23 protein-coding genes and 1 pseudogene are annotated in these 26,805 nt (G+C 68.8%); 10 read left to right on the top strand and 14 right to left on the bottom strand.

All coding sequences use genetic code 11. The annotated features are described in order from the left end of the window. Positions 1-5: 5 nt before the first annotated feature. Entirely contained in the window at positions 6-1,634 is a 1,629-nt protein-coding gene (locus AC04MD_RS11095; protein WP_475497329.1) for an electron transfer flavoprotein-ubiquinone oxidoreductase, read from the bottom strand. 64 nt (positions 1,635-1,698) lie between these two features. Between AC04MD_RS11095 and AC04MD_RS11090 the strand changes: the two genes are divergently transcribed. Continuing rightward, positions 1,699-2,322, top strand: a complete 624-nt coding sequence (locus AC04MD_RS11090) for an alpha-ketoglutarate-dependent dioxygenase AlkB family protein (RefSeq protein ID WP_475497328.1) — start codon at positions 1,699-1,701, stop codon at positions 2,320-2,322. Positions 2,323-2,335: 13 nt separating this feature from the next. Here AC04MD_RS11090 and AC04MD_RS11085 read toward each other — a convergent pair whose 3' ends face one another. The 5 genes from AC04MD_RS11085 to AC04MD_RS11065 are packed head-to-tail and all read right to left on the bottom strand — an operon-like array spanning position 2,336 to position 6,692. Continuing rightward, positions 2,336-2,965 carry an ABC-type transport auxiliary lipoprotein family protein gene (locus AC04MD_RS11085; RefSeq protein ID WP_475497327.1) on the bottom strand — a complete coding sequence of 210 codons (630 nt, stop codon included), beginning with the start codon at positions 2,963-2,965 and terminating at the stop codon, positions 2,336-2,338. Next, the gene (locus AC04MD_RS11080; RefSeq protein WP_475497326.1) at positions 2,962-3,888 is read right to left on the bottom strand and encodes an MlaD family protein; all 927 of its coding nucleotides are present in this window, start codon (positions 3,886-3,888) and stop codon (positions 2,962-2,964) included. Before AC04MD_RS11080 ends, AC04MD_RS11085 begins: the two co-directional genes overlap by 4 nt. Positions 3,889-3,891: 3 nt before the next feature. Continuing rightward, on the bottom strand, positions 3,892-4,701 hold the full coding sequence (locus tag AC04MD_RS11075) for an ABC transporter ATP-binding protein (protein WP_475497325.1): 810 nt from the start codon (positions 4,699-4,701) through the stop codon (positions 3,892-3,894). A 6-nt stretch (positions 4,702-4,707) separates the two neighbouring features. After that, positions 4,708-5,823: an MlaE family lipid ABC transporter permease subunit gene (locus AC04MD_RS11070; protein WP_475497324.1), complete on the bottom strand. Its 1,116-nt coding sequence runs from the start codon at positions 5,821-5,823 to the stop codon at positions 4,708-4,710. Beyond that, the gene (locus AC04MD_RS11065; protein WP_475497323.1) at positions 5,820-6,692 is read right to left on the bottom strand and encodes a DMT family transporter; all 873 of its coding nucleotides are present in this window, start codon (positions 6,690-6,692) and stop codon (positions 5,820-5,822) included. Before AC04MD_RS11065 ends, AC04MD_RS11070 begins: the two co-directional genes overlap by 4 nt. Positions 6,693-6,795: 103 nt before the next feature. On the opposite strand from AC04MD_RS11065, the gene AC04MD_RS11060 reads away from it, so the two are divergent. After that, a complete protein-coding gene (locus AC04MD_RS11060) occupies positions 6,796-8,043 on the top strand; it encodes a threonine/serine exporter family protein (protein WP_475497688.1) in 1,248 nt (415 codons plus the stop codon). Positions 8,044-8,109: 66 nt separating this feature from the next. Here the strand turns inward: AC04MD_RS11060 and AC04MD_RS11055 are convergent. The 4 genes and pseudogenes from AC04MD_RS11055 to AC04MD_RS11040 all read right to left on the bottom strand — a co-directional run. Continuing rightward, positions 8,110-8,478: pseudogene (locus AC04MD_RS11055) on the bottom strand (H-NS histone family protein); the annotation flags it as partial. A gap of 126 nt (positions 8,479-8,604) precedes the next feature. Next, positions 8,605-10,299, bottom strand: a complete 1,695-nt coding sequence (locus tag AC04MD_RS11050; RefSeq protein WP_475497687.1) for a proline--tRNA ligase — start codon at positions 10,297-10,299, stop codon at positions 8,605-8,607. 70 nt (positions 10,300-10,369) lie between these two features. Continuing rightward, positions 10,370-10,660: a DUF4124 domain-containing protein gene (locus AC04MD_RS11045; RefSeq protein WP_475497322.1), complete on the bottom strand. Its 291-nt coding sequence runs from the start codon at positions 10,658-10,660 to the stop codon at positions 10,370-10,372. Between the two features lie 9 nt (positions 10,661-10,669). After that, complete coding sequence (locus AC04MD_RS11040) at positions 10,670-11,065, bottom strand: DUF4124 domain-containing protein (RefSeq protein WP_475497321.1); 396 nt, start codon at positions 11,063-11,065, stop codon at positions 10,670-10,672. Between the two features lie 91 nt (positions 11,066-11,156). On the opposite strand from AC04MD_RS11040, the gene pssA reads away from it, so the two are divergent. Genes pssA through rimI form a run of 3 tightly spaced genes read left to right on the top strand, consistent with a single transcriptional unit; the run spans position 11,157 to position 12,876 of the window. Continuing rightward, the gene (pssA, locus tag AC04MD_RS11035; protein WP_475497320.1) at positions 11,157-11,936 is read left to right on the top strand and encodes a CDP-diacylglycerol--serine O-phosphatidyltransferase; all 780 of its coding nucleotides are present in this window, start codon (positions 11,157-11,159) and stop codon (positions 11,934-11,936) included. Next, positions 11,933-12,370: an alanine acetyltransferase gene (locus AC04MD_RS11030; protein WP_475497319.1), complete on the top strand. Its 438-nt coding sequence runs from the start codon at positions 11,933-11,935 to the stop codon at positions 12,368-12,370. Before pssA ends, AC04MD_RS11030 begins: the two co-directional genes overlap by 4 nt. Further along, entirely contained in the window at positions 12,367-12,876 is a 510-nt protein-coding gene (rimI, locus tag AC04MD_RS11025; protein ID WP_475497318.1) for a ribosomal protein S18-alanine N-acetyltransferase, read from the top strand. Before AC04MD_RS11030 ends, rimI begins: the two co-directional genes overlap by 4 nt. Before the next feature lie 168 nt (positions 12,877-13,044). Here rimI and AC04MD_RS11020 read toward each other — a convergent pair whose 3' ends face one another. The 3 genes from AC04MD_RS11020 to AC04MD_RS11010 form a co-directional block, all read right to left on the bottom strand. Further along, positions 13,045-15,819 (bottom strand): valine--tRNA ligase, encoded by a 2,775-nt coding sequence (locus AC04MD_RS11020; protein WP_475497317.1) that lies wholly within the window; start codon positions 15,817-15,819, stop codon positions 13,045-13,047. Positions 15,820-15,956: 137 nt separating this feature from the next. Beyond that, positions 15,957-16,379, bottom strand: a complete 423-nt coding sequence (locus AC04MD_RS11015; RefSeq protein ID WP_475497316.1) for a DNA polymerase III subunit chi — start codon at positions 16,377-16,379, stop codon at positions 15,957-15,959. A gap of 22 nt (positions 16,380-16,401) precedes the next feature. Beyond that, positions 16,402-17,877, bottom strand: coding sequence for a leucyl aminopeptidase (locus AC04MD_RS11010; RefSeq protein ID WP_475497315.1), 1,476 nt, complete (start codon positions 17,875-17,877; stop codon positions 16,402-16,404). A gap of 129 nt (positions 17,878-18,006) precedes the next feature. On the opposite strand from AC04MD_RS11010, the gene lptF reads away from it, so the two are divergent. Beyond that, positions 18,007-19,086, top strand: a complete 1,080-nt coding sequence (gene lptF, locus AC04MD_RS11005) for an LPS export ABC transporter permease LptF (RefSeq protein WP_475497314.1) — start codon at positions 18,007-18,009, stop codon at positions 19,084-19,086. Then, positions 19,083-20,186, top strand: a complete 1,104-nt coding sequence (gene lptG / locus AC04MD_RS11000; protein ID WP_475497313.1) for an LPS export ABC transporter permease LptG — start codon at positions 19,083-19,085, stop codon at positions 20,184-20,186. The genes lptF and lptG overlap by 4 nt, the downstream gene beginning before the upstream one ends. A gap of 6 nt (positions 20,187-20,192) precedes the next feature. On the opposite strand, the gene AC04MD_RS10995 is transcribed toward lptG, so the two are convergent. Further along, positions 20,193-20,663 carry an RDD family protein gene (locus AC04MD_RS10995; protein ID WP_475497312.1) on the bottom strand — a complete coding sequence of 157 codons (471 nt, stop codon included), beginning with the start codon at positions 20,661-20,663 and terminating at the stop codon, positions 20,193-20,195. 159 nt (positions 20,664-20,822) lie between these two features. On the opposite strand from AC04MD_RS10995, the gene xerD reads away from it, so the two are divergent. The 3 genes from xerD to purL all read left to right on the top strand — a co-directional run bounded on the left by xerD (position 20,823) and on the right by purL (position 26,791). Further along, positions 20,823-21,776, top strand: a complete 954-nt coding sequence (xerD, locus tag AC04MD_RS10990; protein WP_475497311.1) for a site-specific tyrosine recombinase XerD — start codon at positions 20,823-20,825, stop codon at positions 21,774-21,776. A gap of 108 nt (positions 21,777-21,884) precedes the next feature. Further along, positions 21,885-22,718, top strand: coding sequence for a DsbC family protein (locus AC04MD_RS10985; RefSeq protein WP_475497310.1), 834 nt, complete (start codon positions 21,885-21,887; stop codon positions 22,716-22,718). A gap of 80 nt (positions 22,719-22,798) precedes the next feature. Beyond that, positions 22,799-26,791 carry a phosphoribosylformylglycinamidine synthase gene (gene purL, locus AC04MD_RS10980; protein ID WP_475497309.1) on the top strand — a complete coding sequence of 1,331 codons (3,993 nt, stop codon included), beginning with the start codon at positions 22,799-22,801 and terminating at the stop codon, positions 26,789-26,791. The last annotated feature ends 14 nt before the right edge of the window (positions 26,792-26,805 follow it).

The following is a 26,805-nucleotide window of genomic DNA, read 5'->3' as shown; positions in this document are numbered from 1 at the left end:
AGTTCCTACAGGTTCTGGTAGTTCGGCCCCGAGCCGCCTTCCGGCGTCACCCAGTCGATGATCTGGTAGGGGTCCTTGATGTCGCAGGTCTTGCAGTGCACGCAGTTGGCTGCGTTGATCTGCAGGCGCTTGCCTTCGCCGTCGTCGACGATCTCGTAGACGCCGGCCGGGCAGAAGCGCGTGCAGGGGTTGTCGTATTCGTCCGCGCAGCGGCTGACGCAGACGGAGGTGTCGTGCACGCGCAGGTGCACGGGCTGGTCCTCGTCGTGTTCGGTGGCCGCGAAGTAGACGCCCTGCAGGCGGTCGCGCGGCGCCAACGTACGGTCCACGTAGTCGCGCTTGGGTGCTTCGTACTCGCCGACCTTGTCGAGCGACGACCAGTCGGGTTTGACCTTCAGCGTCCACGGCGAGAGGCCGCCGACGGCGGTTTCCCATGCGGCGTTGGCCATGCCGAACCACAGGCCCTTCTTGAAGCCGGGCTTGATGTTGCGGACGGACTTCAGCTCGGCCATTGCATCGGAGGCGCGCAACTTCGCATCGAACCCTTCGGGTGCGAGCTGCGATGCCACGAGATGCTCGGCGGCCAGCATGCCGCTGCGGATCGCCTGGTGCGTGCCCTTGATCTTCGGCACGTTGAGCAGACCGGCAGTGTCGCCGATCAGCAGGGCGCCCGACATCTCGACCTTCGGCAATGACTGCCAACCACCGGTGACGATGGCGCGCGCGCCGGCGGACAGGATGCTGCCGCCGTCCAGCACCGGCTTGATCAGCGGGTGGTTCTTCCACTGCTGGAAGGCCTCCCACGGCTTGTACTCCGGATCCTTGTAGTCCAGGCCGCTGACATAACCCAGCGCGATCTGGTTGTTCTCCAGGTGGTACAGGAAGCTGCCGCCGTAGATGTCGTTGCTGGCCGGCCAACCGAGCGTGTGCACGATCTTGCCGGGCGTGACGCGGCCTTCCGGCACCTGCCACAGCTCCTTGATGCCGATCGAATAGGCTTGGGGATCGCTGTCCTGGTCCAGCGCGAAGCGCTTCACCAGCCGCTTGGTCAGGTGGCCGCGCGCGCCCTCGGCGAGCACGGTGACCTTGGCGCGGATGTCGATGCCCTGCGTGTAGCCCGGCTTGTGGCTGCCGTCCTTCGCGATGCCCATGTCGCCGATGCGCACGCCGATGACGGTGCCATTGTCGTCGTGCAGCGTCTCGGACGCAGCGAAGCCCGGATAGATCTCCACGCCCAGCGCTTCGGCCTGCGGCGCCAGCCAGGCGCACATCGCGCCCAGCGACACGATGAAGTTGCCATGGTTGCGCATGCCCGGTGGCACGATCGGAAACTTGCGGCCGCCGTCCTTGCTGAAGAACCAGAATTCGTCGTCCGCGGCGGGCACGCAGACCGGCGGCGGGTTGTCGCGCCAGCCGGGCAGCAGCGCGTCGAGCGGCTGCGGTTCGATCACCGCGCCGGACAGGATATGCGCGCCGATGGTGCTGGCCTTTTCGATCACGCAGACCGAGATCTCGGGATTCAGCTGCTTGAGCCGGATGGCGAAGGCGAGGCCGGACGGCCCTGCGCCGACGGTGACGACGTCGTACTCCATCACATCGCGTTCGACATCGGACATCGGGCTCGGCTCCAGCATGGCGTTAGGCTCCCGGTATTTTCGGGGTTTGCGCGGGATGGGGCAAATCCGCGAGCATCACGGGATGACCATACCGTTGCCGCTGCCTGAGGATGGACTGGACGCTGCGTTGCCCGGCGCACGGCTGGTCTATCGGCCTGCGTGGTTAACGGCGGTGGAGGCCGACGCGCTGTTCGAGGAGATGCGGCAGACGCTGCCTTGGAGCGTGCACAGGATCCGGATATTCGGCCGTCACGTCGATTCGCCGAGATTGAGTGCATGGATCGGCGATGCAGACGCGGTGTACCGCTATTCAGGCGCGGACTTCACGCCGCATCCGTGGACGCAGGTGCTATCTGCGTTGCGTGCGCGATTGAGTGATGAGCTCGATACGCCCTTCAACAGCGTACTGGCCAATCTGTACCGCAGCGGGCAGGACGCGATGGGGTGGCACAGCGACGACGAGCCGGCGCTGGGGCCGCAGCCGGTCATCGCCTCGGTCAGCGTGGGCGGAGCACGCCGCTTCCTGCTGAAACACCGTCAGGACGGGGCGCTCAAACAGGCGGTCACGCTGCCGCATGGCAGCCTGCTGGTGATGGCGGGCGACACCCAGCGCCTGTATCGGCACGCATTGCCACGCACGGCGAAGCCGGTGGCGCCGCGTATCAACCTGACGTTCCGCTGGATCGATCCGGCGCGCCGTCGCTGACGCGTCACCCGGCTCAGCGGTTGGCGTTGGGATCGCTGTTGCCGGAGACCAGCACCCAGCCGGCGATGTCGGCGGTGGCGGCTTCCAGCGCCTCCTCGAAAGCGATCGCCACCTGTGCCACGTCGACGCTGTTCGCCGGCTTCTGCTGCAGGAACGTGCGCGACGCGACGACGCGCTGCCCGCGGTTGTTGACCAGTTTGGCGTTCACTTCGACCACGGCGGACGGCAGCGCGCCGCCGGCGTAGTCGGCTTCGAAGCGGCGCAGGTCCATGACCAGCTTGTACTCGCCGAGGATGCCGGCATCGGCACTGGCCACGGCGGGGATGCGCCCGGAATCCTCCAGCGTGCGCTGTACCGCATCCTGCAGCATGTCGGTCGCCGGCAATGCCCACGAGACGCCGCGGTAGACCTGCAGTTCGCCGGGCATCGGCCGCACGCTGATGCGGGGACTGTCGATCACGCGCGCGGCCGTCGGCTTGGCGACGATCAGGGTCCAGTCCACCTGCGGCCAGCCGGCCTGCGGCGCCACCCGGACATCCGGCGCGTAGATGGTGACCGGGTCGCGCTGCTCGCTGCCCAGGATCGAGCAGCCGGCCAGCGCAAGCAAGCAGGGGAGGGCGAAGGTGAGGCGCAGCGGCTTCATTTCGGGTCGAACTCCTTGGGTGCGTCGCGGCCGAGCAGGTAGCGCGCGGGATTGCCTTCGAGGCGGTCGCTGACCCGGCGCAGGTCGCGCACCAGGCCACGCAGTTCGGTGAGCGTGGGTCCCAACTGGCCCAGGCCGTCGCTGGCGAAACTGTTGATGGCGGCGCGGTTCTCACCGAGGATCGCGTCCGCGTTGCCTGCGGCCGAGTCCAGCTTGCCCAGTGTGGTTTCAAGCTTGTCCAGGATGCCCGGCAGTTCCTGCACCAGGTTCTTGTCCAGCCGCTCGATGGCGCCGTTGGTGGTGGTGAGGGTCTTGTCCAGGTTCTGGGCGGCATCGCGCGCGCTGACGATCAGGGCTTCGACGCCGTCCTCGCGGCTGGCCAGCGAGGTGCTCATCGACTCCAGATTCTCCAGCGTGGCCGTGATGCTGGCGACATTCTTGTCGCTGAGCATCTGGTCCAGGCGCTCGACGATGCGGTTGGCGGTATCGGTGATGTTCTGCAGCGCCGACGGCGCGGTCTGGATGACCGGTGCCTCGCGCGAGTCCACGCTGGTCAGCGACGGCGCCTGCGGCGTGCCGCCGCTGAGCTGGATGATGGTCGGGCCGGTCAGGCTGGTGATCGCCAGCTTGGCGCGGGTGTCCGTCTTCACCGGCGTGTACGACTCCACGCGGATGCGCGCGATCACCTGGCGCGGGTCATTGGGCGCCAGCGACAGCTTGGTGATCGAACCGACCGCGATGCCGTTGTACTGCACCGGGCTGCCGACGGTCAGGCCGGTGACCGCTTCGCGGAAGACCACCTGGTACTCCTGCCAGGTGCGCTCGGACGAATACTTCGCTGCCCACAGGCCGAACAGCAGCAGCGCCGCGGCGATGATGAGGGTGAAGGCCCCGATGAGGACGTAGTTGGCGCGTGTTTCCATGGATCAGACCGCCGTTTGCGTGTGTAAGGGCCCGGGGGCCTGCTTTCCGTCGCGCGCGGCGCGCGCGCGGGGACCGTGGAAGTATTCCTGCACCCAGGGATGGTCGAACTGTTCGACCTCGGACAGCGGGGCCACCGTGATCACCCGCTGGTCGGCCAGCACCGCGATGCGGTCGCAGATCGCATACAACGTGTCGAGGTCGTGGGTGATCAGGAATACGGTGAGGCCCAGCGCTTCCTGCAGCGTCTTGATCAGCCGGTCGAACGCGGCCGCGCCGATCGGATCGAGGCCGGCCGTGGGTTCGTCGAGGAACAGCAGCGGCGGATCCAGCGCCAGCGCACGCGCCAGGCCCGCACGCTTGCGCATGCCGCCGGACAGCTGCGAGGGCAGCTTGTTGATCGCGTCGGCGGGCAGGCCCGCCAGCTTGACCTTCAGCAGCGCCAACTCGTAGCGCCAGCTGTCGGGCAGCTCGGGGTGATGTTCCTTCAGCGGCACCTGCACGTTCTCGCCCACGGTCAGCGACGAGAACAGCGCGCCGTCCTGGAACAGCACGCCGGTGTTGCGTTCGATGTGCTGGCGCGCGGCGGGATCCTCCGACCGCGCGTCCTCGCCGAGCACGGTGATCTGCCCTTCGTTGGGCTGGCGCAGGCCGAGGATCGAGCGCATCAGCACCGACTTGCCGGTACCGGAGCCGCCGACCACGCCGATGATCTCGCCGCGGCGCACGTCCAGGTCGAGATTTTCATGCACGGTCTGTTCGCCGAAGCGGTTGACCAGCCCGCGCACCTGGATGATGGGCGATTCTTCGGACATGCGCCGTCACCAATCCATGTGCATGAACCACAACGCGGCCAGCGCGTCGAGGATGATGACCAGCGAGATCGTCTGCACCACGCTGGAGGTGGTGCGCTCGCCGACCGACTGCGCCGTGCCTTCGACCTGCAGGCCTTCCAGGCAACCGATCAGGCCGATCACCAGCGCGAATACCGGCGCCTTCGACATGCCGACCAGGAAGTGGGTCACCTCGATGGTGTCGTGCATGCGCGCGATGTACATCTGCGGCGGGATGCCCAGGTCGAACGCGCCCACGGTGACGCCGCCCGCCAGGCCGGCCATCATCGAGATGAAGGTCAGCAGCGGCAACATCACCAGCAGCGCGATCAGGCGCGGGATGACCAGCAGGTCGATCGGATCCAGGCCCAGCGTGCGGATCGCGTCGATCTCCTCGCGGCTCTTCATCGCGCCGATCTGCGCGGTGAACGCCGACGCGGTGCGGCCGGCCAGCACGATGGCGGTCATCAACACCGCGAATTCGCGCAGGAAGGCGATGCTGACCAGTTCCACCACGTAGATTTCCGCGCCGAAGTCGCGCAGCACGGTGGAGCCGAGGAAGGCGATCACCGCGCCCACCATGTACGACAGCAGGATCACCAGCGGTACGGCATCCAGGCCGACCGCTTCCATGTGCGCCACGGTGGCGGTGGGGCGGAAGCGCCGTGGTTCCTTCACCATGCGCACCAGCTTGACCAGATTCTCGCCGGTGAAGCTGAGCAGGGCGATGACTTCCTGCTTGTTCTCGTGCACCCGGTAGCCGAGGCGGGACAGCGCCGCCAGGAAGCCGTAGTCCCGCTTGCGCGGCGGGCGGTCGTCGGCGACGTCTTCGATGGTGCTGACCAAGGCCTGGTGGTCCTGGCGGAATTCGATGTCCGACGGCTCCATGCCGCGGCGCTTGGCGAAGCGCAGCAGCTGCAGCACGCCGGCCGAATCGATGCGGTTGATCGCGGTCGCGTCGAGCCGGTTGACGGCGTCGGGCAGCGACTTCAGCTGGTCCGCCACGACCAGCGCGCTGGCGAGCGTCCAGTCGCCGGCGAGCCGCACCCGCTGCGGGTCGGACGGATCGGCTTCATACTGCGGGCGGGCAAGGGTGGGGGTCATGGCATCGCTCGGCCAAGGAGCATACAGGCTATCCCACTGAACGTGAGCAGCACGCCGACGAAGGCGCGGCGGCCCAGCGGCTCGCGCAGCCACAGCGCGGCCAGCACCACCAGGAACACCGAGGCGCACTCGTTGAGGATCGCGGCGACCGATGCGCTCGTGTACTTGTAGCCGCCCAGCCACAGCACCATCGACAGGCCCTGACCGATCAGCGCAGCCAGCACCAGGCGATGCCAGGGCACGTCCGAGGCGATGAACTGCATGCGCCGGCGCATGGCCGGCAGGGCGGACACCAGCAACAGGCCCGCGATGGCGCCCAGCAGGCGCAGCAGCGTCACCCACAGCAGCGGCTGCGTTTCCAGCGTGCGCTTCACCATGACGATGGCGACCGCCATCAGCGCGATGGCGAGCAGGCCGAGCAGCACGCCGCGGGCGGTGTGCTGCGGATGCGTCCGCCATTCGCCGGGTGGCCGGCTGACCAGCAGCACGCCGATCGCCACCAGCGCGAAGCCCAGCCATTGCGCGCCGCCGAGGCGTTCGTCGAGGAAGACGAACCCCAGCAAGAGCACCAGCGGGCTGTAGAGATTGCCGATGATGCCCATGCGCCCCGCGCCGAGCTCGTTGAGCGCGCGGAAATACAGCGTGTCCGCCAGCGCGATGCCGATGACGCCGCTGGCGAGCACGGTGGCGACGTCGCGCATCGGCAGCACGGGCCAGTCGCTGGCGTACACCAGCAGCGCGACCGGCGCGAGCACAGCCAGCACCAGCCCGTTCTTCAGCAGGTTGAGCGTCAGTGGCGGCAGGTGCGCGCCGAGCTGGCGCGCCAGGATCACGCCGACCGCCCATGCAGCCGCGCTGCCCAGTGCCATGGCTTCGCCGATCCCCACCACGCCCCCTGCCAACGTCGTCCAAACACAGTGTAATCGGGCCCGCATGAAGCCACCGTGCTCCCGCTTCGGCGATACTGTGGCGATGGCCGACGACATGCTGACCACCGCCACCTATGCCCAGCGCATCGCCTTCGTCTGCGAGATCGCCGGTCGCCTGCACAGCTACGGCACCACCGCGCAGCGGCTGGAAGGCACGGTGGTGGGCCTGTCCCAGCGCCTGGGCCTGGATTGCGAGCCGTGGTCCAACCCGACCGGCCTGATCCTGAGCTTCAGCGACCCGGCGCGGCCGCTCGGGGCCAGCGACAGCACCCGCGTGATCCGGCTGGCGCCGGGCGAGACCGACCTGCACAAGCTCAGCGAGGCCGACCGCATCGCCGATGCCGTGTCGAACGGGCAGATGAGCATCGCCCAGGGACACACTGCGTTGCGCGCGCTCGACCGCACGCCGAGCGTGCGCTGGCGCGCGATGCAGATCTTCGCCTCGGGTCTGGCGGCCGCCGCCGTCGCCGGCCTGTGGCGGCTGCCGTGGCTGGACATGGCGACGGCGGGCCTGATCGGCGTGGTCATCGGCCTGCTGGGCGAATGGATCGCGCGGCGTCCGCAGATGAAGGAGGCCAGCGATGCGATCTCGGCGCTGGTCGCCGGTTTCGTGGCGATCCTGGTGGCGAACTTCATTGCCCCGCTGAACCTCAACACGGTGATCATCGCCTCGCTGATCGTGCTGCTGCCCGGCATGGCGCTGACCAACGCGGTGAACGAACTGACCAGCCAGCACCTGGTGTCCGGTGTCGCGCGGTTCGCCGGCGCGCTGGCGACGGTGCTGAAGCTGACCGTGGGCAGCATGATCGCGGTGACGCTGGCGCAGCTGCTGGGGTTGTATCCGGAGATACGCGCATCACGGCCGCAACCGGAATGGGTGGAGTGGGGCGCGATGATCGTGGCGGCGTATGCGTTCGCCGTGCTGTTCAAGGCGCACCGTCGCGACTACTTCTGGGTGATGGCGGCCGCCATCGCCGGCTACAGCATTTCGCGTTACGCGGGCCTGGCCTGGGGCGTGCCGGTGGGCATCTTCCTGTCGGCGCTGACGCTGACCGCGGCCGGCAACGCGTTCGCGCGCTGGGCGAACCGTCCGGGTGCGCTGATCCGCGTGCCGGGCATCCTGATGCTGGTGCCCGGCAGCACCAGCCTGCGTGGCCTGCTGACGCTGGTGCAGCAGCAGGACGTGGACGTGGGCCAGTCCGCCCTGCTGGCGGTCACCAACGTGGTGATGGCGCTGATCGCCGGCCTGCTGTTCGGCAACCTGCTGATCTCGTCGCGCAAGAATCTCTGAGCGGTACGAAAACGAAACGGGAGGCTTGGGCCTCCCGTTTCTTCGATCCCGTGACGGCGATTACTTCTTCTTGATCAGGAAATCTTCCGCCTTCTTGCCCTTGGCCACCAGCGCGGCCATCCAGCGCGGATGCTTGCCGCGGCCGGTCCAGGTTTCCTTGGGGTTGGCAGGGTTGCGGTACTTCGGGGCGACCTTGCCCAGCTTCTTGCCCGCGCGCGGGCCGGGCTTCGCTGCCGCCGCCTTGGCGGTACGCGCGCTGCCGCCAGCGCCGAACAGCTCTTCCAGCGTATAGCCTTCGGCCTTGGCGAACTTGGTGATCTTGCTACGGATCGTGGCAATGGGGGTGCGCTTGGCCAGCTTGGTCTGCTGTTCCTTGGCCTTGGCGATCAGGGTGCCAAGTTCCTTGGCGGACAGGTTACGCAGGTCGATCGACATCAGTATCTCCAGTCGGGAAGGGAAATCCATCCGTGGCAGAAACCCGATGATAATGACGACTTAATCGCGGCACAAACCGCCGTGATGCGTGGACGCGCGACAACGTCCACGCATGGACAGGCGGAATCAGCCCTGCAGGCGCGCCAGCAGTTCGTCGCGGCCGATGTTCTCGGCCTCCGCGGCGCGGCGTGCACGGTACTCGAACGTACCCGCCGCCAGGCCGCGTTCCGACACCACCACGCGGTGCGGAATGCCGATCAGTTCGATGTCGGCGAACATCGCGCCCGGACGCAGGCCTCGGTCGTCGAGCACGGCTTCGATGCCGGCGGACTGCAGATCGGCGATCAGCTGCTCGGCGGCCGCGGTTACGGCGCCGTCGTTCTTGGGGTTGATCATGCACACCGCCACCGCCCAGGGCGCCATCGGCACGGGCCAGATGATGCCGTTGCCGTCGTGGTTCTGTTCGATGGCGGCCGCGACGATGCGCGACACGCCGATGCCGTAGCAGCCCATCGCCGGCGTGGTGGCCTTGCCGCTGTCGTCCAGCACGGTGAACTTCATCGCCTCGCTGTACTTGCGGCCGAGCTGGAACACGTGGCCCACCTCGATGCCGCGGACCAGGCGGATCTCGCCGCCATCGGCCGCCTTGTCGCCTTCCACCACGTTGCGGATGTCGGCGATCGTGTCGGGTTCGGGCAGGTCGCGGCCCCAGTTGACGCCGGCGATATGGAAGCCGGACTCGTTGGCGCCGACGACGAAGTCCGCCATCGCCGCGACGTCGCGGTCGGCGATCACGCGGATCGCCTGTTTCGCATCGATCGGACCGAGGAAGCCGGGCTCGCTGCCGAGGTGGGCGTGGATTTCCGCCTCCGTCGCCAGACGATAATCGGCCATGCCGGCGATCTTGCGCAGCTTGATCTCGTTGACGGCGTGGTCGCCGCGTACCAGCGCGAGCACGAAGCCCTCGTCGGCCATCACCGCGATGGACTTGACCGTGCGCTCCAGCGGGATGCCGAGCAGGGCGGCGACATCCTCGCAGGTTTTCTGCGTGGGCGTGGACACCTTGTTCAACGCCTCGCCGGCGGCGGCGCGCGGCGCGGGTTCGGCGGCCTGCGCCTTCTCGACGTTGGCGGCGTAGTCCGAGCCGGTGGAGAACGCGATGGAGTCCTCGCCGGAGTCGGCCAGCACGTGGAATTCCTGCGACGCGTCGCCGCCGATGGCGCCGCTGTCGGCCTGCACGGCACGGAAGTCCAGGCCCAGGCGGGTGAAGATGCGCGTGTACGCCGCATGCATGTTGCGGTATTCGCGACCCAGGTCCTCGTCGGTGATGTGGAAGGAGTAGGCATCCTTCATCACGAATTCGCGCGCGCGCATCACGCCGAAGCGCGGACGGATCTCGTCGCGGAATTTGGTCTGGATCTGGTAGAAATTGACCGGCAGCTGCTTGTAGCTGGCCAGTTCCTGGCGCGCGAAGTCGGTGACGGCCTCTTCGGCGGTAGGGCTGTAGCAGAACTGCTGCTCCTTGCGGTCGGTGATCTTCAGCAGCTGTCCGCCGAACTTCTCCCACCGGCCGGTCTCGTCCCACAGCTCGCGCGGCTGGATGGTCGGCATGATCATCTCGATCGCGCCGGCGCGGTCCATTTCTTCGCGCACCACGGTTTCCACCTTGCGCAGCACGCGCAGGCCGAGCGGCGACCAGGTGTACAGGCCGGCGGCCAGCTTGCGGATCATGCCGGCGCGCAGCATCAGCTGGTGGCTGACCAGTTCGGCGTCGGCCGGGGTTTCCTTGGTGGTGCGGAGGTGGAACTGCGACAGACGCATCGGCATGGGGATCCGGGAGGGACGAATCGCCTATTTTGCCAGCCTTGGCCGCGCGCGGGGCGGCGGCGGGTCAATCGGTGTCGGCAGCCGAGGCGTCGCCGCTCACGCGGATGCCGGCGCGGGTATCGCGGTCGATGCGCTCGTAGCGGCGGCCTGTCGGCGGCTGCTCGGTGATCTGCAGCACACCGGCATCGTCGCGCCAGCGATAAAGCGAGGGACGCGCATCGCGGGCCTGCGCCGTGCTGGCCTGTCCGGCGCGGGCTTCCTTCAGTGCGTGGGTATCAGGCGATTCGCGTGCCAGCCACCATGCGACGCCGACACCCAGTGCGATGCCCGCGGCGATCGCCGGCCACGCGCGCATGCGCTGCGATCAGGTGCCGGAGGACGTGCAGTAGGCCTTCACTGCCGCTTCGGCCAGGTTGCGCTGGTTTTCGCGGCCCGTGTCGTCCAGCACCGTATCCGGCTTGCCGTCGCCATCGGTGTCCTGCTGGATGGGGCCCTTGGTGGCCCTGAGGACCTGCAGGTTGGCGCGCGCGCCGGTGCACTGCGCGTTCTCGACCGGCTTGCCTGCGGGCTGGACCGTGTCGGCGGCGGCCGCGCCGTACTGGTTGATGCGCCGGTTCTGCACGGTCTGGTTCGGGGGCGGGCTGTCCGAGTAGTGGGTGACGCCGTTCTTGTCCTTCCACTGGTAGACCTGCTGGGCCTGCGCGGTGGAGGCGGTCGCCAGGCAGAGCGCCAGCACGGACAGGCAGGACAGGAGGCGCATGGGAAGCTCCGGATGGCGGGGAGCCCGATTGCAGCACCCCCGGGCCGCGCAGGCAAGCCGGGCGGGGGAGCGCTGGGCTAAACTGCGACCCATGAACGAAATCAAGCCGCCCCCGCGCTCGCGCGGGATCTACCTGTTGCCCAACCTGTTCACCACCGCCGGCCTGTTCGCGGGGTTCTTCGCGATCATCGCCGCCGCCAACGGCCAGTTCGTCAATGCCGCCATTGCGGTGTTCGTGGCGGGCCTGATGGACGGCATCGACGGCCGGGTGGCCCGCCTGACGGGCACCAGCAGCGAGTTCGGCGTGCAGTACGACTCGCTGGCCGACCTGGTCAGCTTCGGCCTGGCGCCGTCGCTGGTGATGTACCACTGGTCGCTGTCGGCGCTGAAGTTCGACGGCACCGTGATGGGCCGGGTCGGCTGGGCGGTGGCGTTCCTCTACGCCGCCTGCGCCGCGTTGCGGCTGGCGCGCTTCAACACCCAGGTGGGGACGGTCGACAAGCGCTGGTTCGTCGGCCTGGCCAGCCCGGCCGCAGCGGGGCTGATGATGTCCTTCGTCTGGGCCTTCGCCGATGGCGAACTGGGGTGGACCGGCGAGGAACTGCGCTATGTCGCGCTGGCGGTGACGCTGGCCGCCGCACTGCTGATGGTCAGCCGCATCCGCTTCTGGAGCTTCAAGGGAACGGGAGAGGGCGGCGCCAAGGCGGACCGCATCCCGTTCATGGCGCTCGCCGTGGCGGCGGTGGTACTGGCGGTGGTGTTCATCGATCCCGCCCGCACGCTGTTCGTCGTCGGCGTCACCTATGCGTTGTCGGGCCCGGCGATGTGGCTCTGGCAGCGCGCGCGGCGACAGAAGGACGCGGCCGCATGACCCTGGCGGCAGACCGCCTGTGGTCGGCCGAGCAGCAGGGCTGGCTGCGCGCGCTGGGCCACGCCGTCTACCTGCCGGCCGACTGGCCGACCGAAGCCGGGGCGCCCGTCGTCGCGGATGCGCCTGCTGCGCGTGCCGAACCGGTGGATGCCGCCCCTGTTTCTACCGCGCCACGTGCCCGTCCACCCGCACGCGAGGCCATCGATGCACCGCCACCGGTGCGCCAGGCGCCCACCCCGCGAGCCGGCGGCGCGAAGGTGCCGGATCGCCTGCATTTCGCGCTGATCCGGGCGTCCGGCTGCAACCCCAATGCACCCGGTGCATCGGAGCTGTTCTCGCAATGGCCCAGTTCGGCCGAACTGCGCGGCAACCCGGCCGCCAAGCGCGCGCTGTGGCCGACCCTGCGCAGGCTGCGTCGCGGTACGTCGGCATGAGTGCGCTGGGCGTCGAGGCGTCACCGCTTCCCACGTCCAGCCTGCGGCCGATGCGCGAGGGCGACCTCGATGCGGTGATGGCCATCGAACAGCGTGCGTATCCATTCCCGTGGACGCGCGGCATCTTCAAGGACTGCCTGAAGGCCGGCTACCCGTCGTGGGTGCTGACCGAGCACGGTCTGGTGATCGGCTACGGATTGCTGAGCATCGCCGCCGACGAGGCGCACGTGCTGAACATCTGCATCGCGCCAGAGCGTCAGGGCCGCGGCCTGGGCCGCCATCTGCTGCGCGCGCTGGTGAAGATCGCGCGCGACCACCGGGTGCAGCGCGTGTTCCTGGAAGTGCGTCCGTCCAACCCGGGCGCGATCCTGCTGTACCACAGCGAAGGCTTCAACGAGATCGGCCGCCGCCCGCGCTACTACCCGGCGCGCGACGGCCGCGAGGACGCGCTGGTGATGGCGATCGAACTGGTCGCCGACGACATCACCACGATGCCGCCGCTGTAGGGCGCTGCGCTTCATCACGTCCCGCCGTCATTCCCGCGACAGCGGGAATCCATGTTGCTTTCGGCATAGCCGAAGAGCGAACCACGACGTCAACGTGGATCCCAGCGTTCGCTGGGATGACGAGCGGGAATGTATCCCCGCACTAAACCAGATGACGGACGGACCCGATCAGCCCAGTTTCGCGCGCTGGCCGTGCAGCGCAGCGAGCTGGTTGCTCCAGTCGACCAGGCGCTGGCGCTCCTGTTCGACCACGGCCGGTGGCACCTTATCGGTGAACTTGGCCAGCTTGGCCTCGCTCTTGTCCTTCTCGCCGGCGACGCGGGCGATCTCCTTGTCCAGGCGCGCGCGCTCGGCGTCCAGGTCGACCAGGCCTTCCAGCGGCACCAGCAGCTTCAGTTCGCCGACCACCGCGGCCGCAGAGGCGGGCGCATCGGCGCCGGCATCCAGCCACGCGATGTCGTCCAGCTTCAGCAGGAACGACAGCGACGATGCGAAGCGCGCGATGCGGGCGCGGTCCTTGTCGTGGCCGTCCTGCAGCAGCAGGCGGACGGTCTTGCCCGGCGACACGTTGAGTTCGCTGCGTACGCGGCGCAGCGTGGAGACCATGGTCTTCAGCCACTCGACGTCGGCATCGGCCTGCGCGTAATCCTGGCCGGCGAAGTCGCTGGCGACCGGGTAGGCGCGCAGCGACACGGTGCCGCCGTCGATGCCGAGCTTCGGCGCGACCTGCTGCCACAGTTCCTCGGTGACGAACGGGGTCAGCGGGTGCAGCAGGCGCAGCAGTGACTCGAGCACGTACAGCAGCGTGTGGCGGGTGCTGTTGGCCGCGTCCTTGTCGTCGCCATTGAGTGCGGGCTTGGCCAGTTCGACGAACCAGTCGCAGAACTCGTTCCAGGCGAACTCGTACAGCGCCTGCGACAACAGGTCGAAGCGGTAGGCGGCGAACTGCGTGCCCGCCTCGGCGGTGACCTTGGCCAGGCGCGACAGGATCCAGCGCTCGGCATCGGTCTTCGGCTGCGGCACGCCGCTGGCGGTGAAGCCGTCCGTGTTCATCAGCACGAAGCGCGTGGCGTTCCACAGCTTGTTGCAGAAGTTCTTGTAGCCCTCGGCGCGGCCCATGTCGAACTTGATGTCGCGGCCGTGCGTCGCCAGCGCGGCGATGGTGAAGCGCAGCGCGTCGGCGCCGTGCGGCACGATGCCGTCGGGGAATTCCTTGCGCGTGGCCTTCTCGATCTTCTCGGCCATCTTCGGCTGCATCAGGCCGCCGGTGCGCTTGGCGACGAGGTCTTCCAGCGAGATGCCGTCGATGATGTCGAGCGGATCGAGCACGTTGCCCTTCGACTTGGACATCTTCTGGCCGTCCTTGTCGCGGATCAGGCCGGTCATGTAGACGTCGCGGAACGGCACCTGGCCGACGAAGCTGTCGGTGGCCATGACCATGCGCGCCACCCAGAAGAAGATGATGTCGAAGCCGGTGACCAGCACCGACGACGGCACGTAGCGATCAAAGCCGCGCGCGGCCATCGCCTGCGTATCCGGCCAGCCCATCGTGCTGAACGGCCACAGCTGCGAGGAGAACCAGGTCTCCAGCACGTCGCTGTCCTGCGTCAGCGCGACGTCGGCGGACAGGCCGGCCTTGGCGCGCGCTTCGGCTTCGTCGCGACCGACGTAGCAGGTGCCCGCCTCGTCGAACCACGCCGGGATGCGGTGGCCCCACCAGAGCTGGCGGCTGATGCACCAGTCCTGGATGTTCTCCATCCAGTGGCGGTAGGTGTTGATCCAGTTCGGCGGAACGAACTTCACCTCACCGGACTCGACCAGTTCCAGGCCGCGCTTGGCCAGGCCGTCCATCTTCACGAACCACTGGTCGGTCAGGTAGGGCTCAATGACCTGGTTGGTGCGGTCGCCGCGCGGCACCTGCAGCTTGTGCGGCTTGGTCTCGACCAGCAGGCCGAGGTCTTCCAGGTCCGCGAGCACGACCTTGCGCGCCTCGTAGCGGTCCAGGCCGCGGTATTTCTCCGGCGCGTTCTCGTTGATCGCCGCGGTCGGCGTCAGCAGGTTGATCAGCGGCAGGTCATGGCGCAGGCCGACCTGGTAGTCGTTGAAATCGTGCGCGGGCGTGACCTTCACCACGCCGGTGCCGAATTCGCGGTCGACGTAGTCGTCGGCGATGACCGGGATCTCGCGCTCGGTCAGCGGCAGCTTCACCGTCTTGCCGATCAGGTGCGCGTAGCGCTCGTCTTCCGGATGCACCATCACGGCGGTGTCGCCGAGCATGGTTTCCGGGCGCGTGGTCGCCACGACCAGCGAACCGCTGCCGTCGGCGAGCGGATACTCGATCGACCACAGGAAGCCGTCTTCCTCGACGTTCTCCACTTCCAGGTCGGAGATCGCGGTCTTCAGCACTGGGTCCCAGTTGACCAGGCGCTGGCCGCGGTAGATCAGGCCCTGCTCGTGCCAACGCACGAAGGCCTCGATAACGGCCTTCGATGCGTCCTCGTCCATGGTGAAGGTGCTGCGCGACCAGTCGCCGGACGCCCCCATGCGGCGCATCTGCCGCTCAATGGTGTCGCCGGACTGCGCCTTCCACTCCCAGACCTTCGCGATGAAGCCGTCGCGGCCCAGCGAGTCGCGGGTCTCGCCCTTGCCTTCCAGCGCCAAGTTGCGGCTGACCACCATTTCCGTCGCGATGCCGGCGTGGTCGGTGCCCATCTGCCACAGCGTGTCGTAGCCGCGCATGCGGTGGTAGCGCACCAGCGCGTCCATCAGCGTGTGCTGGAACGCGTGGCCCATGTGCAGCGTGCCGGTGACGTTCGGCGGCGGCAGCAGCACGGTGTACGGCTCGCCCGTGCCGCTGGGCTTGAAGTAGCCGGCGGCTTCCCACTGCGCGTAGAGGCGGGATTCGAAGGATTTCGGGTCGTAGCTGGAGGCGAGGTCGGTCATGGGGATCCAAGAATTCCTGAGGTCGTCATCCCGGCGGACGCCGGGATCCATCTTGATCCTGTGCTTGAGTTCGTGTTGGAACAGTCCGAACGACGTCAAGTCAGAATGGATTCCAGCTTGCGCTGGAATGACGGGTGTTACATATCGTGCTTGTTCACGTCGTAGCCGCGCGCCTTGTACTGCTTCCAGCGCTCGCGCAGCGGTTCGCGCGCGGACGGGTCGGCGGGCACTACTTCCAGCACGCGCTCGCAGGCGCCGGTGAAGGCGTCGTCGCGCAGGTTGATCACCAGTGCCCGCGCCGGCACGTCGACGTCGGGCGTGGCGATCAGCACGGGCGTCAGCTCGTCCTCTTCGTCGCCGGCGATCTGGTGCGGGATGTAGGCGTCCGGATCGAACTCCCACAGCAGCTCGTCCAGTTCCTCCGCCTGCGCGGCGTCGCGCGCCAGCACCAGCGTCCACTGGTTGCTGTCGTAGGCCTTGCGGGCCAGTTCGCAGACCAGCTTGAGCGGCTCTTCCAGGAAGCGCGGCTTGGCGATCAGGTAGAAATCGGCACGGGGCATGGCGTCGGGCACGCGTCGCCGGTCAGGCGACGCGGTCCAGCAGCCACTGGCTCAGCAGGCCGACCGGGCGACCGGTGGCCATGCCGCGCTTGCCTTCGTCGTTGGCGACGCCGGCGATGTCCAGGTGCGCCCAGCGCTGGCCTTCGGTGAAGCGCGCCAGGAAACAGCCGGCCGTGATCGCGCCGGCCCAGCGGCCGCCGATGTTGTAGACGTCGGCGAAGCTGGATTCCAGCTGCGTCTGGTACTCGTCCCACAGCGGCAGGCGCCAGGCGCGGTCGAATACGGTCTCGCCGGCGCCCAGCAGCTCGTTGCTGAGGTCGTCGTGCTTGCTCATCAGGCCGCTGGCGTAGCGGCCCAGCGCCACGATGCAGGCGCCTGTCAGCGTGGCCACGTCGACCAGTGCGGCCGGCTTGAAGCGCTCGGCATAGGTCAGCGCGTCGCACAGGATCAGGCGGCCTTCGGCGTCGGTATTGCCGACCTCGATGGTCTTGCCGGACATGCTGGTGATGACGTCGGATGGGCGATAGGCGTTGCCGTCGATCGCGTTCTCCACCGCCGGCACGATCACCACCAGGTTCAGCGGCAGCTTCATCTTCACGGCGGCCACGAAGGTACCGATGACGCTGCCGGCGCCCAGCATGTCGTACTTCATTTCCTCAATGCCGCCCTGAGTCTTCAGGTTCACGCCGCCGGTGTCGAAGGTGATGCCCTTGCCGACCAGCACGTAGGGCTTGGCGTCGGTTTCGGCGGCGCCGTTCCACTTGAGGACGATCAGGCGCGGGCGGTTGACCGAGCCGCGCGCGACGGCCAGCAGCGAGCCCATGCCGAGCGCTTCCATCTGCGTCTCGTCCAGGATCTCGGCTTCCGCGCCGTTCTCCGTGGCGAACTGCTGCGCCTGTTCGGCCAGGTAGGCCGGGTTGCAGATGTTCGGCGGCAGGTTGCCGAGTTCGCGGGTGACCTGCACGCCGGCGGCGATCGCGATGCCCTGCGCCAGCGCCTGCCCGTCGTCGCCGCTGACGGCAAAGGCGGTCAGGCCGGGGTCGTCGTTCTTCTTCTTGCCCAGCGTGGCCGTGTAGCGGTAGCAGGCATGGTCGGCGGCGATCACCGCCTGGCGGATCTTCCATGCCGCGCCGCGGTCCTTGACCGCCACGTCGGACAGGGTGAACAGCGCGCTGCGGACCGGACCGAGCTTGAGCGCACGGGCGGCGTCGCCGACGGCCTTCAGGTACTGCGCGACGCCGAACTTGGCGGTCTCGCCCAAGCCCACCACCAGCACGCGCGGCGCGGTCACACCCGGCAAGTCGTGGAGCAGGGTGGTCTTGCCGGTCTTGCCGCCGATGTCGCCCCGCTGCAGCAGCGCCGAGAGCTTGCCGCCGCTGGCCGCGTCCACCGCTTGGCCAGCCGCGGTCAGGCTCTTGTCGGCGTAGGCGCCTACCACGACGCAGTCGACGCCGGCCTGGGCGGGGGCTTCGTGGTTCAGGGTGAATTCCAGCGTCATTGATCAGATTCCTGGTTCAGTTACGTACAATCGCAGGCCGGATGAAGGTGGCTGACGCCATCCCGGACCGCAGAGACCGCCGCCGCAGGCGCGGCGCACAAGCCCGAGATTGTAAATCAAGCCCTCCTGATGCCGAAGCTGGACCGCTATCTCTTCCGGGAATTCACCCAGAGCTTCCTGGCCACCCTGATCATCCTGCTGATGGTCAGCGTGGGCGGCGTGATGGCGGACCTGCTGGGCGACGTGGCCGACGGCAAGGTGCCGGCGCGGCTGCTGCTGTCCCAGCTGGGGCTGCAATTCATCAACTACATGCCCTACATCATCCCGCTGGCCCTGATGCTGGGCCTGCTGCTGGCGTTCTCGCGGCTGTACCGGGACTCCGAAATGGCCGTCCTCACCGCCGCCGGCATCGGTCCGCGCCGCCTGCTGCGGCCGCTGATGATGCTGGTGGTGCCGGTGGTCGCCATCGTCGCCCTGTGCTCGCTGTGGCTGGGTCCGTGGGCGCTGCGTACCGCGCAGAACATGCTGGAGCACGCGAACCGCAGCCTGGTCGTGTCGGGGCTGGATGCGGGCAAGTTCACCGTGCTGTCCAGCGGCGCCGTGGTCTACGTGAGCGCGCTGTCGCAGGACGGCACCGGCCTCAGCAAGGTCTTCATGCACCGCGCCAACGAGGGCCGCATCGACGTGGTGACGGCGAAGTCCGGGCAGATGTTCTTCGAGGGCGAGCGCAACCGCTACCTGCGCCTGGACGACGGGTTCCGCGTCGAAGGTCCCGATGGCGCCGGCCTGGATTACCGCCTGATCCGCTACAAGTCGAACGAAGTCGCGCTGCCGGATCGCGCCGACACGCTGGACAAGGACGATCCCGAACTGCTGCCGACGCCGCAGCTGCTGTCCGACCCGCGTCCGGACGCGAACGCGCAGGTCCACGCGCGCCTGACGCCGCCGCTGCTGGCGCTGGCGTTCGCCCTGCTGACCCTGCCGCTGTCGCGCAGTTCGCCGCGGCAGACGCGCTACGGGCGGGTGATGCTCGGCTTCCTGGCCTATCTGGTCGGCATCAGCCTGATGTTCAACGGCACCCAGCTGCTGGCCGACGGCAAGCTGCCGGGCCTGGCCGGCCTGTGGTGGCTGACCCTGCCGCTGCTCGCCGCGGGCCTCTGGTTCTACCTGCGCGATGGGCAGCTGTCGCGGCCGCGGAGGCGCGCATGAGGCTGTTGCCGCGCCTGCACGACACGTACGTGGGCCAGGTCGTCCTGGTCACGGTGCTGCTGACCTGGGCAGTGCTGGTCGGCCTGGACGTGGTGATGGCGCTGTCGGGCGAGATCGGCGACCTGGGCACGGGCAACTACACCTTCGGCCATGCGGTCGCCTGGGTGCTGTATACCGTGCCGCGCCGCGCCTACACGATGTTCCCCACCGCCGCCGTAATCGGCTCGCTGATGGGCCTGGGCCAGTTGGCGGCCAGTTCCGAACTGACCGCGTTGCGCGCGCTGGGCCTGTCGCGCCTGCGCCTAAGCGTGTCGGTCGCGGCCGCGCTGGCGATCCTGACCGCGCTGATGGTGTTCAGCGGCGAGACGCTGGGTCCCTGGGGCCAGCGCCAGGCCGACGTGCTGAAGATGAGCGCACGCACCGGCAACGTGGCGATGGACCGGTATTCGGGCCTGTGGGCGCGCGAAGGCAACACCTTCCTGTACGCGCAGAGCGGCGAGGAAAAGGAGCAGGCGGGCGGCAAAGTCGCGCTGCAGCTGCGCGACGTGCGCATGTACGAACTGGCCGAAGACGGTCGGCTGGCGTCGATCGCGCATGCCGCCACGGCCGAACACCAGGACGGCTACTGGCTGCTGAAGAACGTGCGCCGCACCACCTTCAAGGAGCGCTCGGCCGTGCAGACCACGGTGCTGGGCGAGCGCTGGGAATCGGAGCTGGACGCGGCGGTGCTGTCGTCGAGCCTGGTGCGCGCGCGCAACATGCCCAGCCACGAGCTGAGCCAGAACATCGACTACCGCAAGCGCAACGGACTGGACGCGCGCGACTACGAAGACCAGTACTGGGCGCGCTGGTTCTACCCGCTCAACGTGCTGGCGCTGTGCCTGGCCGCCATCCCGTTCGCGTTCGGCAGCCTGCGCAGCGGCGGCATGGGCAAGCGCCTGTTCCTCGGCATCGTGTTCGCCGTCGGCTTCTGGGTGCTGCAGACCATGTTCGTGCGGCTGGCCGGCGCGTTCCGGCTGGACTACCGCATCGCCTATGCGATCCCGCCCTTCGCCCTGCTGGGCATTTCCTGGCTGATGTTCCGGCGCAGGAGCCGCTGACGCGCCTCAGGCGCGCTTCGGCATCCGGATCGTGCGCGTACCGCTGAAGCGGTCGTGGAAGGTCAGCCGGTCGCGGTCCAGCCACGCCCACCAGAAGCCCAGTCCCGCGGCCAGCGTCGACACCGTCGCCAGCGCATAGCGGCGCCACAGCGCGGCCAGGGTCGGCGCACTGCCGTCGGGCGCGGTCACCTTCAACCGCCAGGGCCGCATGCCCAGCGTCTGTCCCCCGCGCAGCCAGCTGAAGGTCGCGTACACGCCGGCCGCGCCCCAGCAGCAGGTCCACAACAGCCACCACATCGGGCTGAAGGGTTCGATGTTGTGGCGGACGTTGTCGCTGATCACCACGTCGACGAGGACGAACGGAATCGCCACGGCCAGCCACATCGCCAGCACCGGCCAGATGTCGTAGAGCAGGGCGAGCAGCCGCCAGCCGATCAGGGCGCGGGGTTTGTCGGGAGTGGGAGCGGGATCCGTCATCGCGACAGGATACCGGCTAACCCTAGGCAAGCTCCCTTGGTGTTGTGGGAGCGACGTCAGTCGCGATGGCCGACCCGACGCGGCCTCTTTCGCGACTGACGTCGCTCCCACAAGAAGCCGGTGCACCCAAGCGGCGGGTGCATCGCCTAAGCTGGCGGCATGTCTTCCCGCACGCCCGCCGATCGCCGCCAGCAGGCGAACGCCCTGCCGCCCGTCCCGGACGCCGATGCCGCCGACATCGCGGCCTTCCTCGATGCGATCTGGGCCGAAAGCGGGCTCGCGCGGCCATCGCTCGACAGTTACCGGCGCGATCTGGAGGGCTTCTCGCGCTGGCGGAACGGCCGCGAGGGCGGGTTGGCGGCAGCGGATCGCGCCGGCCTGTTCGACTACCTGGCCTGGCGTACGCGCGAGGGCTATTCGCCGCGCAGCAATGCGCGCCTGCTGTCCGCCTTGCGCGCCTTCTTCGCCCATCGCCTGCGCCGCGGCCTGCGCCGCGACGACCCGACGGCGCTGCTCGATCCTCCGCGCCTGCCGCGCTCGCTGCCGAAGGCGCTGGCGGAAACCGAGATCGATGCGCTGCTGGCTGCGCCCGACATCGCCACCCCGCTGGGGCTGCGCGACCGCGCCATGCTGGAGCTGATGTACGCCGCGGGCCTGCGCGTCAGCGAGCTGGTCACGCTGCCGGCGACGGCGGTCAACCTGCGGCAGGGCGTGCTGCGCGTCACCGGCAAGGGCAGCAAGGACCGGCTGGTACCGCTGGGCGAGGAGTCGCAACACTGGCTGGAAACCTATCTGGCGCGGTCGCGGCCTGCGCTGGCCGGCAAGCGCAGCGTGCTGTTCCTGTTCGTCGGCGCAACGGCGGAATCGCCGACGCGCCAGCAGTTCTGGGCCCTGGTGAAGCGCTACGCCGCAGCGGCCGGGATCGATCCGGTCCGCATCAGCCCGCACGGGCTGCGCCACAGCTTCGCCACCCACCTGCTGAACCGCGGGGCCGACCTGCGCGCACTGCAGCTGCTGCTGGGACACAGCTCGCTGTCGACCACGCAGATCTACACTCTGGTCGCGCGCGAACACCTGAAGCAGCTGCACGGACGCCACCATCCGCGCGCGTGAGCCGTGTCACGCTGGCGGCCGGTTAAGCCGCCTGCCCGCCGCCCTGTGCCAGAATCCCGGTCTGTTCCTGCCAGCCAGCCGCCCTGCGGCCCGTCCCGGATGCCCTTGATGCCCCGCCTGATCACCGCCGCCCTGCTGGGCGCCCTCAGCCTGACCGCTTGCGCCCAGGCCCCGCAGCCGCCCGCCAAGCAAGAGGCCGCCGCCGCGCCCGCCCAGCCGTCCCAGATCAAGCCGGGGCAGGGCGCCACGCCCGACGAGCGCGCGCGTTCCGCCGTGGCGCAGCTCAATGCGCGGGTCAAGGTCGACTACGTCGGCGCCGCACCGCTGCCGGGCTTCCGTGAAGTCATCGCGGGTGGGCAACTGCTCTACATCAGCGACGACGGGCGCTACCTCATGCAGGGGTCGGTGATCGACCTGCAGCAGCAGGAAGACATCATGCAGAACAGCGCCGCGCTGGCGCAGCACCGCACCCAGCTGATCGCCACCATCCCGCACAGCGAGAAGATCGTGTTCGCGCCGCCGAACGCCAAGTACACGGTCACCGTGTTCACCGACATCGAATGCGGCTACTGCCGCAAGCTGCACGAGGAGATCGCCGAGATCAACCGGCAGGGCATCGCGGTGGAATACCTCGCGTTCCCGCGCATGGGCCTGGGCAGCCAGGACCACAAGGACATGATCTCGGTCTGGTGCGCCTCCGACCGCAAGCGTGCGCTGACCGACGCCAAGGCCGGCAAATCGATCCCCTCGCGCGACTGCAAGAACCCGGTGACGATGGAGTTCGACGTCGGCCAGCGGATCGGCGTGAGCGGTACCCCGGCGATCTTCTCGGCCGAGGGCATCCAGCTGGGCGGCTACCTGCCGCCGGCCGCCCTGCGGGCCAAACTGGACGAACTGGCGGCGAAAAAGGCCCCGGCGGCAGCCGCAGGCGCCGCCCCGTGATCCGAAACGAAGCCGGCCCCGCGCCGGCTTCGCTACAATGGCGGGCCCCGTCCTGACGGCACGCCCCCACGGTTCCGGACATGATCGTCCTCGAAGGCCAACCGGCCTTGTCGCACTTCCGCCGCGCGCGGCTCGAATCCAAGCTCCAGTCCCTCGCTCCCCACGTCCGCGTCCTCGGCGCCTGGCACGTCTATTTCGTCGAAGCCGAGGCCGGCGCCACGCCGGATGCCGCCACGCTGCGCCGCGTCCTGCAGGCAGGCGATGAAGACGCGGCGCTGGTCGACGGCGCGGTCTCGCGCTTTGTCACCCCGCGCCTGGGCACGCTGTCGCCGTGGGCGAGCAAGGCCACCGAACTGCTGCGTGGTGCCGGCCAGCCGGTGAGGCGCGTCGAGCGTGGCCTGCGCATCGACCTGGCAGGCTGGGACGACCACCTGCCGGCGCTGGCGAAGGCGCTGCACGACCCGATGACGCAATCGCTGCTGGCCTCGCGCGAGCAGGCCTCGGCGCTGTTCACCGCGCCGGCCCGTGGCGAACTCGAACGCATCCCGCTGGCGCAGCTCGAGGCCGCGAATGCGCGGCTGGGCCTGGCGCTGGCCGACGACGAGATCGACTACCTGCGCACGCGCTACAGCGAACTCGGCCGCGATCCGTCGGACGTCGAACTGATGATGTTCGCGCAGGCGAATTCCGAGCACTGCCGCCACAAGATCTTCAACGCCAGCTGGACCATCGACGGCAAGGACCAGGACCGCTCCCTGTTCCGGATGATCAAGCACACGCACGCGCAGACGCCGGAGCACACGCTCAGCGCGTACAGCGACAACGCGGCGGTGGTGGAAGGCTATCCGGCCGCACGCTTCCGTCCCGATGCCGGCGGGCAGTACCGCCTCGAAGCGACGGTCGATTCCGCGTTCTGCATCAAGGTGGAAACGCACAACCATCCGACCGCGATCGCGCCGTTCCCCGGTGCCAGCACCGGCGCCGGCGGCGAGATCCGCGACGAGGGCGCGACCGGCCGTGGCGGCAAGCCGAAGGCCGGCCTGACCGGCTTCTCGGTCTCGCACCTGCGCATTCCCACGCTGCCGCAGCCGTGGGAAGCGCCGCGCGCGCTGAATCCGCGCATGGCGCCGGCGCTGGACATCATGCTCGACGGCCCGCTCGGCGGCGCCGCGTTCAACAACGAGTTCGGCCGTCCCAACCTGCTCGGCTACTTCCGCAGCTTCGAACTGCCGGAAGGCGCCGGCCTGACCCGTGCCTACGACAAGCCGATCATGCTGGCCGGCGGCCTCGGTGCGATCGACCGCATCCAAGTGGAAAAGAGGACGCTGTCGGCGGGCGACGCGGTGATCGTGCTCGGTGGCCCGGCGATGCTGATCGGCCTGGGCGGCGGCGCCGCCAGTTCGGTCGCGTCCGGCGAAAGCGCCGAGGAACTCGATTTCGCCAGCGTGCAGCGCGACAACCCGGAAATGGAGCGCCGCTGCCAGGAAGTCATCGACCGCTGCGTGGCGATGGGCGAGGACAACCCGATCCTGTGGTTCCATGACGTCGGCGCGGGTGGACTGTCCAACGCGATTCCCGAACTGCTGCACGACTCCGGCGTGGGTGGCGTGATCGACCTGGGCAAGGTGCCCAGCGACGATCCCTCGCTGTCGCCGATGCAGCTGTGGTGCAACGAATCGCAGGAGCGTTACGTGCTCGGCGTGCCGCAGGCGCGGTTGGCCGAATTCGCGGCGATCTGCGAGCGCGAGCGGTGTCCGTTCGCGGCGGTGGGCGTGGCGACGGCCGAGGAACGCTTGGTGGTCGGTTACGGTGCCACCGTCGACACCCTTCCCCCGCTTGCGGGGGAAGGGGCCCGAAGGGCGGATGGGGGCGAGGCTCCGGATGCAGGCCCCCACCCCAACCCTCCCCCGCAAGCGGAGGAGGGGGCAGGCAGCTATCCCATCGACCTGCCGATGGATGTCCTGTTTGGCAAGGCGCCGAAGATGCACCGCGACACCGTGCATCCGGCTGCGCCGCAGTGGCCGCCGCTGCAGACCGCCACGCTGGACCTGCGCGAAGCAGGCCTGCGCGTGCTGGCGCATCCGACCGTGGCCTCCAAGCAGTTCCTGATCACCATCGGCGACCGCAGCGTCGGTGGCCTGACCGCGCGCGACCAGCTGGTGGGCCCGTGGCAGATGCCGGTGGCCGACTGCGCGATCACCCTGAGCGGCTACGAAGGCTTCGTCGGCGAGGCGATGGCCATCGGCGAACGCACGCCGCTGGCGCTGCTGGATGCCGCCGCCGCCGCCCGCATGGCGGTCGGCGAAGCGATCACCAACCTGTGCGCCGCACCGGTCGAATCACTGCACCGCGTGAAGCTGTCCGCCAACTGGATGGCCGCTGCCGGCCATCCAGGTGAGGACGCGCTGCTGTTCGACGCGGTGAAGGCCGTGGGCATGGAACTGTGCCCGGAGCTGGACATCAGCATCCCGGTCGGCAAGGACTCGCTGTCGATGCAGGCGCAGTGGCACAGCGATGGCCAGGCGCAGAAATCGGTGTCGCCGGTGTCGCTGATCATCAGCGCGTTCGCGCCGGTCACCGACGTGCGCCAGCAACTGACGCCGCTGCTGTCGCGCGAAGACGACAGCGAGCTGTGGCTGATCGGGCTGGGCGCCGGCAAGAAGCGCCTCGGCGGTTCGGTGCTGGCGCAGGTCTACCCCCAGTCCGGCGGCGATGCCGCATGGCCGGCGTTCGCTGGCGACGGTCGCGACGAAAGCGTGCCGGACCTCGACGATCCGCAGCGCCTGCGCGACTTCTTCCACCTGATCGCCGACGCGCGCGAAGCCGGCTTGTTGCTGGCCTACCACGACCGCAGCGACGGCGGCGCGTTCGCCGCGCTGTGCGAGATGGCATTCGCCTCGCACCGCGGCCTGGACATCAACCTCGACGGTTGGGGCGACGACGCGTTCCGCACGCTGTTCGCCGAGGAACTCGGTGCGGTCGTGCAGGTCGCCGACGAGGATCGTGCCGCGTTCGCCGACCTGGTCGAGCGCCACGCGCTGACCGAATGCGCGCAGCGCATCGCGCGTCCGACCACGGCCGCCACCATCCGCGTGCAACAGGACGGCGCATCGCTGGCCGAGTGGCGCTGGGACGAACTGTTCGATGCCTGGTGGTCGGTCACGCATGCGATGCAGAAGCTGCGCGACAACCCGGACGCCGCCGACCAGGAGCGCGACACCGCGCGCCAGTTCGGTCGTACCGGGCTGAAGCCGAAGCTCTCGTTCGACGCGGCCGAGGATATCGCCGCGCCGTTCATCGCCACCGGCAAGCGCCCGAAGGTGGCGATCCTGCGCGAGCAGGGCGTCAATGGACAGATCGAAATGGCATCGGCGTTCGCCCGCGCCGGCTTCGACGCGTTCGATGTGCACATGAGCGACCTGATCAGTGGCCGCGTGGCCCTGGATGGTTTCAGCGGCCTGGCCGCGTGCGGCGGCTTCAGCTACGGCGACGTGCTGGGCGCGGGCCGCGGTTGGGCGACGTCGATCCTGGAGCGCAGCACGCTGCGCGACGCTTTCGCGGCGTTCTTCGCGCGGACGGACACGTTCTCGCTGGGCGTCTGCAACGGCTGCCAGATGATGAGCCAGCTGAAGGACATCATCCCCGGCGCGCAGCACTGGCCGGTGTTCCTGCGCAACCAGAGCGAGCAGTTCGAAGCGCGCGTGGCCCTGCTGGAAGTCCAGGAATCGCCGTCGGTGTTCTTCCGCGGCATGGCCGGCTCGCGCATCCCGGTGGCGGTGGCGCACGGCGAAGGCCGCGCATCGTTCGCCGGTGCGGTCGACCAGGCGGCCGCGCGCGTGGCGCTCCGTTACGTGGACGGCGACGGTGCGGTCGCGACGACGTACCCGCTGAACCCGAACGGTTCGCCAGACGGCATCAGCGGCCTGACCAGCGACGACGGCCGCGTCACCATCCTGATGCCGCATCCTGAGCGCACGCCGCGCAGCGCCAACCACAGCTGGCACCCGGCCGGCTGGCCGGACGACTCGCCGTGGCTGCGCATGTTCCGCAACGCGCGGGTGTGGGTGGGATGAATCTGCGGGCCCGC

The organism is Pseudoxanthomonas sp. LjRoot206 (assembly GCF_056175725.1).
Note: the sequence above shows the minus strand (reverse complement) of the source record. Positions and strands in the feature narration are given on the sequence as shown.

What these genes read in the sequence shown, in the direction of transcription:
- AC04MD_RS11095 (WP_475497329.1), bottom strand. Translation starts at nt 1,634, where the DNA reads ATGCTGGAGCCGAGCCCGATGTCCGATGTCGAACGCGATGTGATGGAG.
- AC04MD_RS11090 (WP_475497328.1), top strand. Translation starts at nt 1,699, where the DNA reads ATGACCATACCGTTGCCGCTGCCTGAGGATGGACTGGACGCTGCGTTG.
- AC04MD_RS11085 (WP_475497327.1), bottom strand. Translation starts at nt 2,965, where the DNA reads ATGAAGCCGCTGCGCCTCACCTTCGCCCTCCCCTGCTTGCTTGCGCTG.
- AC04MD_RS11080 (WP_475497326.1), bottom strand. Translation starts at nt 3,888, where the DNA reads ATGGAAACACGCGCCAACTACGTCCTCATCGGGGCCTTCACCCTCATC.
- AC04MD_RS11075 (WP_475497325.1), bottom strand. Translation starts at nt 4,701, where the DNA reads ATGTCCGAAGAATCGCCCATCATCCAGGTGCGCGGGCTGGTCAACCGC.
- AC04MD_RS11070 (WP_475497324.1), bottom strand. Translation starts at nt 5,823, where the DNA reads ATGACCCCCACCCTTGCCCGCCCGCAGTATGAAGCCGATCCGTCCGAC.
- AC04MD_RS11065 (WP_475497323.1), bottom strand. Translation starts at nt 6,692, where the DNA reads ATGGCACTGGGCAGCGCGGCTGCATGGGCGGTCGGCGTGATCCTGGCG.
- AC04MD_RS11060 (WP_475497688.1), top strand. Translation starts at nt 6,796, where the DNA reads ATGGCCGACGACATGCTGACCACCGCCACCTATGCCCAGCGCATCGCC.
- AC04MD_RS11050 (WP_475497687.1), bottom strand. Translation starts at nt 10,299, where the DNA reads ATGCGTCTGTCGCAGTTCCACCTCCGCACCACCAAGGAAACCCCGGCC.
- AC04MD_RS11045 (WP_475497322.1), bottom strand. Translation starts at nt 10,660, where the DNA reads ATGCGCGCGTGGCCGGCGATCGCCGCGGGCATCGCACTGGGTGTCGGC.
- AC04MD_RS11040 (WP_475497321.1), bottom strand. Translation starts at nt 11,065, where the DNA reads ATGCGCCTCCTGTCCTGCCTGTCCGTGCTGGCGCTCTGCCTGGCGACC.
- pssA (WP_475497320.1), top strand. Translation starts at nt 11,157, where the DNA reads ATGAACGAAATCAAGCCGCCCCCGCGCTCGCGCGGGATCTACCTGTTG.
- AC04MD_RS11030 (WP_475497319.1), top strand. Translation starts at nt 11,933, where the DNA reads ATGACCCTGGCGGCAGACCGCCTGTGGTCGGCCGAGCAGCAGGGCTGG.
- rimI (WP_475497318.1), top strand. Translation starts at nt 12,367, where the DNA reads ATGAGTGCGCTGGGCGTCGAGGCGTCACCGCTTCCCACGTCCAGCCTG.
- AC04MD_RS11020 (WP_475497317.1), bottom strand. Translation starts at nt 15,819, where the DNA reads ATGACCGACCTCGCCTCCAGCTACGACCCGAAATCCTTCGAATCCCGC.
- AC04MD_RS11015 (WP_475497316.1), bottom strand. Translation starts at nt 16,379, where the DNA reads ATGCCCCGTGCCGATTTCTACCTGATCGCCAAGCCGCGCTTCCTGGAA.
- AC04MD_RS11010 (WP_475497315.1), bottom strand. Translation starts at nt 17,877, where the DNA reads ATGACGCTGGAATTCACCCTGAACCACGAAGCCCCCGCCCAGGCCGGC.
- lptF (WP_475497314.1), top strand. Translation starts at nt 18,007, where the DNA reads ATGCCGAAGCTGGACCGCTATCTCTTCCGGGAATTCACCCAGAGCTTC.
- lptG (WP_475497313.1), top strand. Translation starts at nt 19,083, where the DNA reads ATGAGGCTGTTGCCGCGCCTGCACGACACGTACGTGGGCCAGGTCGTC.
- AC04MD_RS10995 (WP_475497312.1), bottom strand. Translation starts at nt 20,663, where the DNA reads ATGACGGATCCCGCTCCCACTCCCGACAAACCCCGCGCCCTGATCGGC.
- xerD (WP_475497311.1), top strand. Translation starts at nt 20,823, where the DNA reads ATGTCTTCCCGCACGCCCGCCGATCGCCGCCAGCAGGCGAACGCCCTG.
- AC04MD_RS10985 (WP_475497310.1), top strand. Translation starts at nt 21,885, where the DNA reads ATGCCCCGCCTGATCACCGCCGCCCTGCTGGGCGCCCTCAGCCTGACC.
- purL (WP_475497309.1), top strand. Translation starts at nt 22,799, where the DNA reads ATGATCGTCCTCGAAGGCCAACCGGCCTTGTCGCACTTCCGCCGCGCG.